This window comes from Acinetobacter sp. ANC_7654 (genome assembly GCF_056779855.1).
This window is the reverse complement of the sequence record NZ_JBWYIR010000003.1, coordinates 86492-99663: the sequence shown is the minus strand read 5'-3', so window position 1 is coordinate 99663 and position 13172 is coordinate 86492. Positions and strand designations below refer to the sequence as shown.

At 43.8% G+C, this 13172-nt stretch carries 20 protein-coding genes; 19 read left to right on the top strand and 1 reads right to left on the bottom strand.

All coding sequences use genetic code 11. The features are described from left to right. Positions 1-7: 7 nt before the first annotated feature. From AC1M86_RS04755 to AC1M86_RS04665, 19 genes are all read left to right on the top strand, one after another. Positions 8-490 carry a DUF2280 domain-containing protein gene (locus tag AC1M86_RS04755; RefSeq protein ID WP_168396906.1) on the top strand — a complete coding sequence of 161 codons (483 nt, stop codon included), beginning with the start codon at positions 8-10 and terminating at the stop codon, positions 488-490. After that, positions 468-1994: a phage terminase large subunit gene (terL, locus tag AC1M86_RS04750; protein ID WP_481595312.1), complete on the top strand. Its 1527-nt coding sequence runs from the start codon at positions 468-470 to the stop codon at positions 1992-1994. Before AC1M86_RS04755 ends, terL begins: the two co-directional genes overlap by 23 nt. Before the next feature lie 8 nt (positions 1995-2002). Next, complete coding sequence (locus AC1M86_RS04745; protein ID WP_481607377.1) at positions 2003-3391, top strand: DUF1073 domain-containing protein; 1389 nt, start codon at positions 2003-2005, stop codon at positions 3389-3391. After that, positions 3336-4145 (top strand): phage head morphogenesis protein, encoded by an 810-nt coding sequence (locus AC1M86_RS04740; protein ID WP_481607376.1) that lies wholly within the window; start codon positions 3336-3338, stop codon positions 4143-4145. The genes AC1M86_RS04745 and AC1M86_RS04740 overlap by 56 nt, the downstream gene beginning before the upstream one ends. A 36-nt stretch (positions 4146-4181) precedes the next feature. Continuing rightward, positions 4182-4940 carry a phosphoribosyltransferase gene (locus AC1M86_RS04735; protein WP_481607375.1) on the top strand — a complete coding sequence of 253 codons (759 nt, stop codon included), beginning with the start codon at positions 4182-4184 and terminating at the stop codon, positions 4938-4940. A 241-nt stretch (positions 4941-5181) separates the two neighbouring features. Further along, positions 5182-5526 carry a hypothetical protein gene (locus AC1M86_RS04730; RefSeq protein ID WP_481607374.1) on the top strand — a complete coding sequence of 115 codons (345 nt, stop codon included), beginning with the start codon at positions 5182-5184 and terminating at the stop codon, positions 5524-5526. A 3-nt stretch (positions 5527-5529) separates the two neighbouring features. After that, entirely contained in the window at positions 5530-6717 is a 1188-nt protein-coding gene (locus AC1M86_RS04725; protein ID WP_481607373.1) for a DUF2213 domain-containing protein, read from the top strand. Between the two features lie 14 nt (positions 6718-6731). After that, entirely contained in the window at positions 6732-7202 is a 471-nt protein-coding gene (locus AC1M86_RS04720) for a structural cement protein Gp24 (protein ID WP_481607372.1), read from the top strand. Between the two features lie 6 nt (positions 7203-7208). Further along, complete coding sequence (locus AC1M86_RS04715; RefSeq protein ID WP_481607371.1) at positions 7209-8204, top strand: DUF2184 domain-containing protein; 996 nt, start codon at positions 7209-7211, stop codon at positions 8202-8204. Positions 8205-8217: 13 nt separating this feature from the next. Beyond that, a complete protein-coding gene (locus AC1M86_RS04710; RefSeq protein WP_481607370.1) occupies positions 8218-8601 on the top strand; it encodes a hypothetical protein in 384 nt (127 codons plus the stop codon). Between the two features lie 8 nt (positions 8602-8609). Next, positions 8610-8993 (top strand): DUF4054 domain-containing protein, encoded by a 384-nt coding sequence (locus AC1M86_RS04705; RefSeq protein ID WP_481607369.1) that lies wholly within the window; start codon positions 8610-8612, stop codon positions 8991-8993. Positions 8994-9002: 9 nt separating this feature from the next. Beyond that, positions 9003-9191 carry a hypothetical protein gene (locus tag AC1M86_RS04700; RefSeq protein WP_481607368.1) on the top strand — a complete coding sequence of 63 codons (189 nt, stop codon included), beginning with the start codon at positions 9003-9005 and terminating at the stop codon, positions 9189-9191. 7 nt (positions 9192-9198) lie between these two features. Beyond that, on the top strand, positions 9199-9681 hold the full coding sequence (locus AC1M86_RS04695; RefSeq protein WP_163170142.1) for a hypothetical protein: 483 nt from the start codon (positions 9199-9201) through the stop codon (positions 9679-9681). Further along, positions 9674-10114 carry a hypothetical protein gene (locus AC1M86_RS04690; RefSeq protein WP_481607367.1) on the top strand — a complete coding sequence of 147 codons (441 nt, stop codon included), beginning with the start codon at positions 9674-9676 and terminating at the stop codon, positions 10112-10114. The genes AC1M86_RS04695 and AC1M86_RS04690 overlap by 8 nt, the downstream gene beginning before the upstream one ends. A gap of 59 nt (positions 10115-10173) precedes the next feature. After that, positions 10174-10935 (top strand): hypothetical protein, encoded by a 762-nt coding sequence (locus AC1M86_RS04685; RefSeq protein ID WP_481607366.1) that lies wholly within the window; start codon positions 10174-10176, stop codon positions 10933-10935. A gap of 6 nt (positions 10936-10941) precedes the next feature. After that, a complete protein-coding gene (locus AC1M86_RS04680; RefSeq protein WP_481607365.1) occupies positions 10942-11262 on the top strand; it encodes a hypothetical protein in 321 nt (106 codons plus the stop codon). A 26-nt stretch (positions 11263-11288) separates the two neighbouring features. Then, on the top strand, positions 11289-11522 hold the full coding sequence (locus AC1M86_RS04675) for a hypothetical protein (protein ID WP_481607507.1): 234 nt from the start codon (positions 11289-11291) through the stop codon (positions 11520-11522). Between the two features lie 4 nt (positions 11523-11526). Next, positions 11527-11817 carry a hypothetical protein gene (locus AC1M86_RS04670; RefSeq protein WP_179998024.1) on the top strand — a complete coding sequence of 97 codons (291 nt, stop codon included), beginning with the start codon at positions 11527-11529 and terminating at the stop codon, positions 11815-11817. A 96-nt stretch (positions 11818-11913) separates the two neighbouring features. Then, on the top strand, positions 11914-12681 hold the full coding sequence (locus AC1M86_RS04665; protein ID WP_481607364.1) for a hypothetical protein: 768 nt from the start codon (positions 11914-11916) through the stop codon (positions 12679-12681). Between the two features lie 196 nt (positions 12682-12877). On the opposite strand, the gene AC1M86_RS04660 is transcribed toward AC1M86_RS04665, so the two are convergent. Continuing rightward, positions 12878-13135: an Arc family DNA-binding protein gene (locus tag AC1M86_RS04660; protein ID WP_481607363.1), complete on the bottom strand. Its 258-nt coding sequence runs from the start codon at positions 13133-13135 to the stop codon at positions 12878-12880. Positions 13136-13172 lie beyond the last annotated feature (37 nt).

Sequence of the window (13172 nt, the reverse complement as noted above, 5' to 3'; positions counted from 1 at the left end):
AAGAGCAATGGCAACGCTAAATCAAAAGCACAAACTCTTTATCGTACGTAGCTTAGCGCAGTGGAATACACCTACTGAAACCGTTGAGCTTGTCCAACAAGAGTTTGGCATCACTATTTCACGTCAGCAGTGTGAGGCATACGACCCGACCAAACGGACAGGACAAAACCTCAGTAAAGCATTAGCTGACGAGTTTTATAAAACCCGGGAGCAGTTCCGTAAAAATACAGATGAAATGCCCTTGGCGAATCTCGCCGTGCGCTTACGTCATTATGAGAACTTGCTGAATAACCCACAGAACAAACGCAATCCGATTTTACAGCTGACCATTCTTAAACAGGTGGCTGAAGACGTCGGTGGCAAATACACCAATAAAACAGAATTGACTGGCGCAGGTGGTGGACCATTACAAAGCGAAAATGTTACCTACGTGGATGCTAGCCCTGAATTAGTGAAGCAGGTGTTAGATGAACTCGAAAGTAAATACTAGACCGCTTGAGATAAAGATCGAACGTGAGAAATGCGAACGTGAACATTTGTTTTTCACACGCCGTTTTTTCATGCCTCGTATGGGGTTTAAGTTCTCAGTCAATTGGCACCATGAATACATAGCTTGGGCCATTGATGAAGTCATTGCCGGACGAATCGAAAATTTAGTTATTAACGTTCCACCTGGTTCAGGTAAGACTGAACTACTGACCAATTTGATCGCACGTGGTATCGCACGGAATCAGCGTTCACGATTCTTATATTTGTCATTCTCGCAGTCACTTGTAGAGGATGTGTCGTCTACGGCGCGAAACATCGTGAAATCGGCTGATTTTCAGGGCTTATGGCCTGTGAAGATCTCGACCAGTACCGATGCTAAGGCAAGCTGGAAAACGACTGTAGATGGATATGAAGCGGGACATGTTTATTCAGCTTCGATGGGTGGTCAAGTTACGGGCCGCCGTGCAGGTACTTTGGCAGATGCTGGATTTACCGGTGCGATTATCCTGGACGATCCGCTCAAGCCTGAAGATGCATTTAGTAAGACGGCACGTAACAAGGCAAATCGTAAGATTCTGAACACGGTCAACTCACGTAAAGCCAAATCATCTACACCGATTATTCTGATTATGCAGCGTTTACACGTTGAGGATCCGACTAACTTTGTGATGACTGGCAACGTGCCAGGGAAATGGCATCAGATCTCGATACCGGCACTGATTGATGATGCTTACATCAATACCTTGCCTGAGCATATACGCCGTAAAGTGCCACGTGATGTCGAGCGTGATGAGAAAGGACGTCAGAGTTATTGGCCACTGAAAGAGTCGTTACAGTCATTACTGCAGTTAGAGAAGGGCGGTCAGGATAAAGACGGCGCTACAGTGTCACGTTATACGTTCAGCAGTCAGTACCAGCAAGAGCCTAAAAAGCTCGGTGGTGACCTTGTTAAGGCTGAATGGTTCGATCGGTACCATGAGTTACCAGTACTCAAGTGGCGTGCGATATGGGCAGATACGGCGCAAAAAACCAAAGAGCATAACGACTATTCAGTGTTCTTATGTGCAGGGCTTGGTTATGACAATCGCTTGTACATCATCGATGTGCGCCGTGGCAAATGGGAAGCACCTGAGCTGATTAAGGAAGCTAAGGCTTTCATCAATAAGCATAAGGAAAGCAATACCAAGATCGGCAAGCTTCGATACATGGCCATCGAGGATAAAGCATCTGGAACGATGCTGATTCAAAACATTTCGCGTGAAACCACATTACCGATCAAAGCGATTCAGCGTGATACAGACAAGCTGACTCGTACTATGGATGTAGTGTTCTATGTCGAGGATCGTCGTGTTGTTCTACCTGTGAGTGCGCCGTGGTTATTGAATTATGTTGAAGAAATCGAGGGTCTTAAAGCCGACTTCACACATGAGCATGATGACCAATGGGATCCTACCATCGATGCGATTAATGACTCACTTGCGAAAAAGCCGACTGTATTTGATTAGAGGTATTTATGGCTAAAGATAAAAAGTCTGATACAGGCGGTAAAATTAAAACGCTTGTAGCAGATGCAGTAAAACAGGCAATCAACGCCATTGGCGATGCTGGTGCATATACCAACTTGGTATCCAATATTGGTACCGAGCGTGACAAAGCCACAGGTGGCAAGTTCGTCCGTAAAGACATTGACGATGATCAACTTGAAGCGGTGTATCAGAATTGGCTTGCACGCCGTATTGTCAATCGCCCTGCATCTGACATGCTGCGTGCTGGATGGTTCTATGAAGGCATTCAAGGTGATGATTTAAAACGCCTTGAGGAAGCGTGTAAGGCGTTTCACTTAGAGCATGTGCTTTTATCGGGCCTAATTCTTTCTCGCCTCTACGGCGTTGTGTACATTCTGCTTGGAACGGCTGACGGCGCTGCCTTAGACCAACCTTTAGATATTTCCAATCTCGGCCAAGGCCGTTTGGAATTCTTCACGGTCGTTAAAAAGAAATATATCACGGCGGATAAAAACAGTTATTTACCGCCGTCGGCATGTTGTGGACTACTGAAACAGCCTGAATTTTACGAAATGAAAATGGGGAATGAAGCGAAAAAGCGCATTCACCATACTCGTCTAATTCGCATTGCTCATGCCGATGTGGTGAATGAAGAGCCTCAAAGCATTCTGCAAGAAGTCTATGAGGATCTGCTGGATCATGCCAGTGTGAAGCGTGGATCTGCTAGCCTTATTCATGAATCAAAGATTGATGTCATTCAAACGCCGAACTTGGTTGATAAGATTAGAGAGGATATGAAAGGCGTCATGGAACGTTTCATGTCTGTGGGGCTGATGAAAAGCCTAAACGGTATGTTAGTCCTTGATGCTGAAGAAAAGTACGAATCAAAAACGTATAGTTTCGGCGGCTTGCCTGACATGATGCGTGAATTCTCAGTCCAGACGGCGGGTGCCGCAGATATCCCATATACGATTCTGTTTGGCCAGTCACCCGCAGGTATGAATGCCACTGGTGAGCATGACACTCGTAATTATTACGACTCGATTGCTACTAAGCAGGAATGGGACCTTAAGCCGATCTTGATGAAATTTCTTGCTGTGATCTGTCAGTCTACATTTGGACGTCAAATACCTGAGCTGGATGTGGTATTTAATCCGCTTTGGCAATTAGATGCGAAAGTCCGTGCGGAAGTGGAAAAAGCCAATGCTGAGCGTGATGAGAAGTATCTCAATATGGGCATCATCACTGAGCCACAGATCGCACGTCAGTTGAATATCGACGGCGTTTACTCGGTTATCAGTGAAGATCACATCAAATTGCTAGAAACAATGGTGACAGCGAATGACGACCATCATACAGATCCTGAAACCACAGCTTCAGCAGATCAAGAAACGTAAGAAAGGACGCAAGGCAAAGCCTAAGGCAGTTAAGGTCAATCGCCGTATTGAGCTATTCTATACACGTCAGCTGATGGAAATATCCAAGTATTGCCAGGAACAAACCAAGGATTTTGTTTTACCTACGGTAGGGCAGAACATTGGTGATAGCTGGGTGACGGATTTATTCACGGCGTTACGTGAAAAGATGGTGAAGTACACCTTGGAAGTTTCTGTATCTTTGGCCACTAAGGTGGTCATGGATACCAGCAAGGAAGTGGATAAGCAGGTTGCCAGCCATACCAAGACCATCCTTGGTGTGGACCTTACGCCGTTTTTCCGTGGTGCTGATATTCAGGATGTAATTGATAATCAGATTGCTGCCAACGTTTCGCTGATTAAGTCCATTCCAAGTCAGTACACCGATAAGCTTGAAGCCTTGGTGATGAATGCCTTGCAAACAGGTCAGACCAATGAGGAATTGGCTCAGGAAATTAAAAAGCTAGGGCATAGTACGGATATTCGTGCACGACTCATTGCACGTGATCAGATGGGCAAGATCAACGGCGCAATCAATAAGAAGCGTCAAACGTCGATGGGTGTGGATACATACGATTACTTAACGGCAAAGGATGAAAGGGTTCGGCCATTATGTCGTCGTCACCATGGGCAGACCTTTCGATGGGATACACCTCCTGATGGTGGTCACCCTGGTGAAAAGATTGGTTGTCGATGCACGGCGGTGCCGAATTATGAAGATATCTTAATTGATTGAGTTGTTTTTGGCTTTCAAGCGCTTAAAATAACGGTATTGAACATTTCTAACAGGAATATAGTTATTAATTTTGTACGAACACCTTGGGGTGATTTCCCAAAAATCAAAGTACTATATCCCTCTGGCACACTAAGGAAAGCATCTGAAGAGCTATACTTACAAGCTAAAGGTGGTAATGTTTTATCTGCTTATGAATTACTTGTAGAACATGTTTTAACATCTGAAGACATTTTAGATATTGGGGCTTTAATACTTGGACATAATCCAATACTTGCTCCTGTTTTAGCTCAAGAGCATTTAGGCAAAAATAGAATTCCTGCTGTTTTTGCAGAGATTATTGGTGGCGATTTAGGTCTTGAAGTTTGTGATGATATTGTTCAGACAGTTAAGGCAAACCATACTGATGCAAATGCATATGAGCGAATAGTACGCCAACCAATGTTTGATGGGTACGTTGAAGTGGGTAGAAACTACGTGATCATAGATGATACTGTTTCGATGGGTGGTACATTGGCCGCTTTAAAAGGACATATTGAATCTAATGGTGGAAAGGTTATACTTGGAGTTACTTTAACTGGTTATCGAGATTTAGATCTTGTCCCGTTAGATAAAACGTTAAATTATATTCGCAATAAACATCCTGAACTTTCTGAGTGGTGGAAAAATGAATTTGGTTTCCCAATCGAATATCTCACGCAAGGTGAGCTTGGGCACTTCAAGAAGCCCAATAGCCTTGACGAAATCAGAAGTCGTCTCATTGCGGCAGGATTTCAAAGCAGCCATGAAAGAGGCTAGAGCATTAGTTGCACAAAGTAAAAGTGCTTTAAGCAAATAACCTATAACCTTTATGAAAAAAAGCCACTCTCAATGTGGCTTTTTTATTACCTACAGAAAGGTGATCTATGTGCTGTAAACACTGCTGTACCTGCTCCTGTGTTAAAGGTTCAGGGTATCAGCCGAAACCAAGACCAGTTCCACCAGATGTAAAAACGCCAGCAATTGTCATTTATCCACCAAAAAAACCATAGGTGATGTCATGCGTAAAAAGAAATTTTCCAAGAAGCGTTTTTATCGCCGTTTGGAAGCTCAAAACAAAAATAGGGTGACCAGCTGTAATTTTCATATTGAAGCATTGAATCACCATGATGTGAGTCGAGTAATGAAAAGATTAAGAGCCGATGGGCTCTTTTTTAATGCCCAAAATTCACCTAAACAGCCTGAGACTAAACCCGAATTTGTACCACCGCCACCATTGGAAAAGCTTGAATCATCGGTGCCAAATAACGACTCAGAATTGTTTGGTCGATGCTTGTTACACATGGCGGCAATTGTGGCTTGTGCACTTCTTTTATGCGGAATCCTACAAAAACTGAGTCATTAACTCATGAATAAAATTTACCAACTCAAAATTGGGGACTTTGCACCAAGCGAAAGTACACGCTCATTTACTCAAGAAGGGTATCTGAAGTGCGTCAACGTACGTTTGGCCAAAGCACCTCAGGTACGTCAGTACTACGCCTATGAATTTCCAAATTTAGAAGGCTTCACGGCGGATCAGACCATCAATGTCTATGTGGCAGCTGAGGATCTGTTTAAACCAGATGTGATGAAAGGATTCGACGGCGTAGATGCTACGGACTATCACCCACCAAAGAATGAAATCAATGCTTCTAACTGGAAGGAATACCACATTGGCGAATGCGAAAACGTGCGCCAAGAAGGTGATTTCATGGTCGGTGATCTGATCATCAAAGATCAAAACAGTATCAATGCCATTCAAAACAATGAGCGTGTCGAAATCTCATTGGGCTATGCGGCTGATCTTGTCCTTGAACAAGGCACGGCACCTGATGGTACGCCGTATCAAGCTCGCTTTATCAATTTTAAAGGCAATCACGTGGCGCTGGTGAAATACGGTCGCTGTGGCGGTGATTGTCGCGTCGGTGACCAAAACCCAAACCCAACAGAGGGAAAAACAATGGAAGTAGTTGTAAACGGTATTCGTTTCGATATCGGCGATAACAAGCCCTTAGCGGATGCCTTAAAAATCCAGCAAGACCAGATTGAAAACTTGAAAGCGGCAAAACTCAAAGTCGGTGACAAGCAATTTGCGATTGGTGATGAATTGCCAGCAGTTCAAGCATTGGTAGATACCTTGCAGACTGAAAATGCACAGCTGAAGCAGAAAGTCGGTGATCTTGAACGAAACCAAATGACACCTGAAAAACTGGATCAGGTCGTTGCAGAACGCGCCTCTGTTATTGCGGACGCTGTTGCATTGGTACCTGGTATCAAAACTGAAGGCTGTTCATGTGAGCAGATCAAACGTGACGTGATTGCAGCTAAAGCAGGTGATGCATTAGTCACAGCTGTCCTTGGTGGTGTCGCCGTCGGTGATGCTAAACCTGAGCAAGTCGACACGGTATTCCGTGCATTGTCAGCGGTCAAAACGACTACACCAGGCAATGCCGTCGGTGATGCTTTGCATAAACAGCAACAACAGCAAAACAACAATCAAGACCCGAATGAAAATAAGGGTTATGACAAGTCTGCTGCATACAAAACAATTTAAGGGGAACTTGAATCATGGTTCAGCAATTAAATGCGGTGGTCGGTCAGCGTGGCCGTTTAACCACTAAAGAGGTCGTACTGTCACTGCCATTGTCAGGCTTAGTGAATGTGAATGACGGTGATGTGGTTGTCCGCACGACTGACGGCAAGTCAGTTAAGTCTGTGACTGGTGCTACACCTACACGCTTCGGTGTTGTAGTACGCCACGGCGTTGGCAAGACTGGCAAAGATGCGTCAGGCAAGGAAGTCTATAAAGCTGGTGACATGTTGCCGATCATGTTTGAGGGTGCGATTTGGGTCAAACCGACTGCACCAGTCACAGACATTACCGCAGCGGTTTATGTAAAAACAGCAAACGGTACCACAGCGGCGCCGTTGGGTTCTTTGTCGAGCTCAGCAACTGACGGAACAGTATTACCAGGTGCAGCATGGGAAACCGTGACAGGTGCCGATGGTTTAGCCCTTCTTAATCTTCGTGGAGCTTAATTAAACATGAGCAAATTAGCAAAAATGAAAGCGCGTTTAACGCCGATTTCACCTGCCATTCAGGCACAAGTTGGCGATGCGTTCAACATGGATGCATTAGCACAGCTCTTCGTAAAGATCGAAGAACAAAACGAAATTACACCACAGCTTGCACAGGTCCTTGACTATGCCAAGTTCATCCCAGTGACCAATGTAAATGCGGTTTATGGTGGTGGTGAAATTCTGTCTCGTAAAAAAGGCGTGGGTATCGGCGAAGACTATGCTGGTACAGGTGATGATATTCCGCTTGCAGAAGTTGAATACGATACTGTAAGCCTACCAGTGAAAGTCGGTGTGATTGGCTACCAATATTCAGTGGTTGAATTGGCGACCGCACAGCAAATGAACCTCACGCTTGAAGCGGATAAAGTTCAGGCTGCAAATTTGGCAGCTGAAAAGCACATGTCGAATGTGGCTTGGTATGGTTACACCAAAGCCAATGCGAGTGGTCAACTTGAACAGGTGAATGGCTTCTTAAACCAAACAGGTGTCACTATTGTGACAGGTCAGCATGATTGGTCTACGGCGACCATTGAAGAGGTATTATCCGACTTCAATAATTCGCTGGCTGACTCAGCAGACCTGTTTGACGGTGATGCGTCTATTGAGCCTGATACCTATCTCATGGCATCAGCACAATATACGCATCTATCGACACGTGTCGTGCCAGATTCAGGCGGTAAAACATTCCTGAAGTACATTGAAGAAAACAACATCTTCACCACTCAGGGCAAAACATTAACTATTCGTGGTTCTGGTCGTGGCAATGGTAAAGGTACCGCAGGTGCTGACCGTTCAATCATCTATCGCCGTGATCCATCATGTATTCAATTCAAAGGTAACAGCGTTGAGTTCCTGACGGCGCAACCAAAAGGCTTAGATGTGCTTGTACCTGGTCATTACAAATACCAGGGCGTTTGGTTGAAACGTGTTGATTCACTTCGTTACCTTGATCATGCATAAGGATTTAAATCTCATGGCTAAATATTCATACACTTACAGCGGCTCTAATGCCGCTTTTGTTTTTGCAGGCCTGGTGACTTTACCTAAAGGGATCGCCGTAGTAGTTGATGCCAATCACCACAAAGCACTTCAAAAGAATAAGTTTGCCAAGCACCTGATTGATGCAGGTGAGCTTGCTTTTGAAGAAGTTGCAGAAGCGGTTGAAAAACCTGCTTCAGGTCGTGGCAAAGGCGCTCAATCAGGTAAAACTGATGAAGGTAAAGGTAAGGATGAATCCAAACCTGCTGAGCTCACGATTGATGACGTGCGTAAAGCGCTGACTGATCTTGAAATCACCTTTGCTGACGATGAAACCCTTGAACAGCTGCAAGAAAAACTTGCTCAAGCTACTGAATAAGGTGAACTATGGACCCACAAGCTTTTAAATTAAAGTTTAAGTACGACACAACATTATTAAATACTTCTGATGCTGAAATTGCCGATGCATTAGAAGAAGCTGGTCTTGTTGTAACGGCGCTTGAATTTGGTGATCTGAAAGAACGTGCTGTGGGTCTATATGCAGCACATATTCTCAAGGTTGCACTCAAATCAAAGTCAGGTAACAGCTTTTCAGATGCCTCGAGTATGACTATTGCAGGTCAGAGTGTGAGTTTTTCACGTTCGGGTACCGATGCATTTTATAACCAAAGTATTTATGGTCAGCGTTACCTGGCATTAAAAAATTCAATTCCAGTTGGCAATGATGGTACTAATCCCAATCGTATTGGTGTTGGTGCTTTCGTTGTTTAGGAGCAAGGCATGTCATTTAAGTATCAAGCGCCTGAAAACTTTAAAGCGACTTCGCTTGAAATTGCAGGCACCACATACAAGGTTGAAAAAGGTGTGATTGAGTCGGATACCGATATTGCACACATTCTGGCACCGCATGGTTTTAAACGTGCGATTGAAACCAAAGCAGAACCTAAAAAGGAAACTGGTGCAAAGTAGGTGATGTATGAGTGATTACCGTGTTGATGCTGATGTTGATTTTAACGAGGTCAATGAACGTGTCCGATTCGAAATACGGCGCACGGTAAATGCACTCACACTTAAACTTCAGCGCACTATTCAGGAAGACATGCTGACAGGTCAGCGTTTGAATGTGCAGTCTGGACGTTTAAGAGGATCCGTTTCATCCAAGGTGGAAGAGGATAAGGATTGGATCGAGGGTACAGTCGGTGCGGGTGGTGCCTTGGTACCGTATGCCTTTGCGCATGAATTTGGGCTTAAAGGTGCTATGGCCATTAAGGCGCATCTTCGGATGATTAAGAAAGTCTTTGGTCAGCCGATCACACCACGTCAAATCATGATTAAAGCGCATTCTCGTAAAGTCGACATGAAAGAGCGCCGTTTTATGCGTGATTCATTGGATGAAGTGGCGAAGATTGTACCGAAGAATATTGATGCTGCAATTGAAAGGGGATTAAGCAGTGAATAGTGAAGCCATTTACCAGGCATTGTTTAATCGCTTGTTAGGCATCGAGGGGATTAAAACCACCAGTCGGCGTTTAAAGCATTTCAATCACGTAGCACCTGATGAGCGTCCAGCATTATTCGTGACGCAAGGCAATCAAACCGAAGCACCTGTGAAAGGCTTGGATGCCAAGGTTGAACTTGAAGCGGAAGTGTACGTTTACATTCATGAATCAGATCCATCCATACCGCCGTCGGTACAGTTGAATCAGATGATTGATCAAGTGCGTGCCAAGCTTGCACCGGACAATCCTGACATCTGCGAATACCAAACCTTAGGTGGATTGGTCGAGCATTGTTGGATCGAGGGTACGATCGAAGTTTTTGAAGCAGTGGAAAACATGCTCGATGACCAAGGGATTGCCATCATTCCGATTCGGATCCTTACCACTACCTAATGCAATTTATAAATTCCATGACCGCCAATACGGCGGTTTTTCATTTTTAAGAGGTCGATATGGCTCAATATTTATTTGGTGCCGGTAAAATCTTTGCCACACCATTACAGGATGTGCACGGTAATCCCATCACCAATGGCACACCCGTTGAAGTGGGCTTACTGCAGTCAACGTCAGTTGATATCAGCTATGACTTAAAAGAACTCTATGGCCGTGGTCAGTTCGCCGTGGATGCCGCACGCGGTAAAGGTTCGATTAAGTGTAAAGCGACAATGGGTCGCATTAACGGCGCATTGTTGAATTCTATTTTCTTTGGTGGCGTGGTCACTGAAGGTGGTATTACTGCAGTCGCACAAACCATCAATGGTGAAGTCGTTGCAGCCTCAGTAACGCCAGTCGTTCCGAATAGCGGTACATTCGTGAAAGATTTAGGCGTGACTGATGCCAAAGCAGTTCCTTTAAAGCGTGTGGCGAGTGCGCCAGTTGCAGGTCAATACAGTGTGGATGAAGCGACAGGTATTTATAACTTTGCATCTGCCGATGTGGGTAAAACGGTATTTATCAGCTTTAAATACACGGCGACGGTGGCAGGTGCCAAATCAGGTGTCGTAAGCAACTTAGATATGGGTTATACGCCTGAATTCAGTGTTGATCTGATGCGTGACTACAAGGGTAAATTCTTTGGTATTGAATTCTTCCGCTGTGTCAGCAATAAGCTTGCGTTCAGTTCAAAACAGGATGATTACGATCTACCTGAGTTTGAATTCCAGCCAATGGCCGATGATTTAGGTCGTGTCTTCAAATGGACTACTTCGGAGTAATACCAGATGCAATTTAACCAGGTCGAAAACCCACGTGGTAACCCGCTTAAAATTAATGGCCAGATTTGGATTTTTGCGCCGTTGTCACTAGGCGCTGCTGAAAAGCTGATGCCAAAGCTTAAAACCTTTGATCCAAGTGACTTTGCTTTAGTGGCAGATGTAGCACATAGCTCTTTAAAGCGTAACTATCCTGACATTACCCGCGAATTTATTGCTGATGAACTACTTGATATTGGTCACGTGAACGCCGTATTTGATACGGTCATGGGGGCTTCTGGTCTAGTTTATACAGGTGAAGACGAGCAGGCCACTGATTCGGGGGAATAGACTGGGAGGAGCTGTACACGCATTTGGTGCTTACATTGGGCAAGGATTACGTCTATGTGCGTAATGAATTGGATTTTCCAAGAGTCAAAGCATTGAATGCGTATCACAAGCAGTGTCCTCCCAGCCATGTTGGCATTCAGCGTCTGTGTCGGATCCTTGAGGCATTTATGGGGATTGAAGACAGTACTGGTTCAGAAGATGCTCAAAGCGATGATGAAGATGATTTAATGGATGCTTTGATTAACTTTCCACAAGGATAATTTTATGACTGTAGATTATGAGGCATTAGGTCGTTACCATACTGTATTGGAGCAGTACCAGCGATTAATAACCCAGCGACATAATTTAGCAAGCAGTATTGATCGAGTAACTTTGAATGCTCGTATTTCTGGAAGTGTATCTGATTCCATACAAACACTAGATCATGCAAAGTTGGGTAGTTTGGTGAATGAAATCACTTCGATTAACCAAGAATTGATGCATGTTGTTGAGCAGGTAAATCATTATGCTGGCATTGTGGATAAGCCTAAAATCAAAATTATGCGTAATGCGTAGTCAGTTTTATTCAGGGTGGCTAAGGCTGCCCTGATTGATTAAAGTTTTTTTGTTGGTTAAAGTTCGCGGGAACTTTATAACAACTTGGATATAACCATGAAAAAAGTAATTGGATTGGGTCTATTAACTTTGGCATTGACTGCTTGCGGTGGTGGCGGGGGTAATTCATCTTCTTCTAATAATGAGGGAGATAAAACACCTGTAGCTAATGCTGAAATCACTGGTGTTTACACTGGCAAGACCAATCAAGCGCAAAATGTTATTGGGTTGGTAGATAAAAATAATAAATTCTGGTTTCTATATACACCACCTTATTCTAACGGAATTACTGGCTTCATGACTGGTGACTTAACTGTTTCTGGTAACACAGTAAAAGCGATTAAAGGGAAAGACTTTTATTTTGGTGGTAGTGCAGTTTACGACACATCTATTAATGGTACTTTTGAAACTAAAAAGAGCCTAAATGGAACGATCACTTATACGCCTTCAAATCAGGTTACATTTGACACTTTATATGATGCTGAATTAAATAACTCGGTATCCAATCTCACGACAATCGCAGGATCTTATATAGGTCAATCAGCGATAGTTGAAGGTATTGAAGAAGCAACCTTAACAATTTCAAATACGGGTGTGATTTCAGGTAAGGGACAAAGTGGCTGTACGTTCACGGGGAAAATAGCAGTTGAAGAAAATGCACCTTACTACAATGTTGATTTAGCTTTTGGTTATTCACCTTGTCTCTTAGCGGGACAGTCTGTAAAGGGTGTGGTTTATTATGATTCATCAATTAAATCACTTTATGCAGTGGCAGAAAATAGCAGTCGTCAAAATGCAGTGTTGTTCCTAGGAACAAAGCAGTAATTTAGATCCTCGAATTAAGTAAAGGGCGTGATTCCGCCCTTGCATGAAAGCACCTTAGGGTGCTTTTTTAGTGTCTCTCATATTTGAGGGGTGCTCTGCAAATTTGCAGATGCTTGATGCTCAGATTTGAGCATCATATCCAAACCTCATATTTGAGGAGTGTTGTTTCATCAAATTAACCTTTGTTTCAAGAGGGTTAATAAGCTCGCCCATCAATGCGATCAACATCTCTTCTTAATTCGGATTGATCGTATTTTAGACTATCAACTTCATTTTCAAGGCTTTCGAGACGACATATAAGATCTTTTAGATGATCGTCTTGCTCAAATGTGGTCTCAAGTCGCAATATTAATTCAGCAGTTAGTGTTCTGCCATTTTTCTTGGCAGCTTCGTCCAGCTTATCTTTGAGTTCAGCAGGTATTCTAAAGTTAACTTGTGGGTCTGTGCGTGCCATAGGTTTATAACAACTAATGTTCCAATGTACATAAACT

Excerpts from the sequence above, each read along its gene's own strand:
- AC1M86_RS04700 (WP_481607368.1), top strand. The coding sequence starts at position 9,003 with ATGTCATTTAAGTATCAAGCGCCTGAAAACTTTAAAGCGACTTCGCTT.
- AC1M86_RS04670 (WP_179998024.1), top strand. The coding sequence starts at position 11,527 with ATGACTGTAGATTATGAGGCATTAGGTCGTTACCATACTGTATTGGAG.
- AC1M86_RS04680 (WP_481607365.1), top strand. The coding sequence starts at position 10,942 with ATGCAATTTAACCAGGTCGAAAACCCACGTGGTAACCCGCTTAAAATT.
- AC1M86_RS04745 (WP_481607377.1), top strand. The coding sequence starts at position 2,003 with ATGGCTAAAGATAAAAAGTCTGATACAGGCGGTAAAATTAAAACGCTT.
- AC1M86_RS04660 (WP_481607363.1), bottom strand. The coding sequence starts at position 13,135 with ATGGCACGCACAGACCCACAAGTTAACTTTAGAATACCTGCTGAACTC.
- AC1M86_RS04725 (WP_481607373.1), top strand. The coding sequence starts at position 5,530 with ATGAATAAAATTTACCAACTCAAAATTGGGGACTTTGCACCAAGCGAA.
- AC1M86_RS04715 (WP_481607371.1), top strand. The coding sequence starts at position 7,209 with ATGAGCAAATTAGCAAAAATGAAAGCGCGTTTAACGCCGATTTCACCT.
- AC1M86_RS04685 (WP_481607366.1), top strand. The coding sequence starts at position 10,174 with ATGGCTCAATATTTATTTGGTGCCGGTAAAATCTTTGCCACACCATTA.
- AC1M86_RS04740 (WP_481607376.1), top strand. The coding sequence starts at position 3,336 with ATGACGACCATCATACAGATCCTGAAACCACAGCTTCAGCAGATCAAG.
- terL (WP_481595312.1), top strand. The coding sequence starts at position 468 with ATGAACTCGAAAGTAAATACTAGACCGCTTGAGATAAAGATCGAACGT.
- AC1M86_RS04755 (WP_168396906.1), top strand. The coding sequence starts at position 8 with ATGGCAACGCTAAATCAAAAGCACAAACTCTTTATCGTACGTAGCTTA.
- AC1M86_RS04710 (WP_481607370.1), top strand. The coding sequence starts at position 8,218 with ATGGCTAAATATTCATACACTTACAGCGGCTCTAATGCCGCTTTTGTT.
- AC1M86_RS04695 (WP_163170142.1), top strand. The coding sequence starts at position 9,199 with ATGAGTGATTACCGTGTTGATGCTGATGTTGATTTTAACGAGGTCAAT.
- AC1M86_RS04730 (WP_481607374.1), top strand. The coding sequence starts at position 5,182 with ATGCGTAAAAAGAAATTTTCCAAGAAGCGTTTTTATCGCCGTTTGGAA.
- AC1M86_RS04665 (WP_481607364.1), top strand. The coding sequence starts at position 11,914 with ATGAAAAAAGTAATTGGATTGGGTCTATTAACTTTGGCATTGACTGCT.
- AC1M86_RS04720 (WP_481607372.1), top strand. The coding sequence starts at position 6,732 with ATGGTTCAGCAATTAAATGCGGTGGTCGGTCAGCGTGGCCGTTTAACC.
- AC1M86_RS04705 (WP_481607369.1), top strand. The coding sequence starts at position 8,610 with ATGGACCCACAAGCTTTTAAATTAAAGTTTAAGTACGACACAACATTA.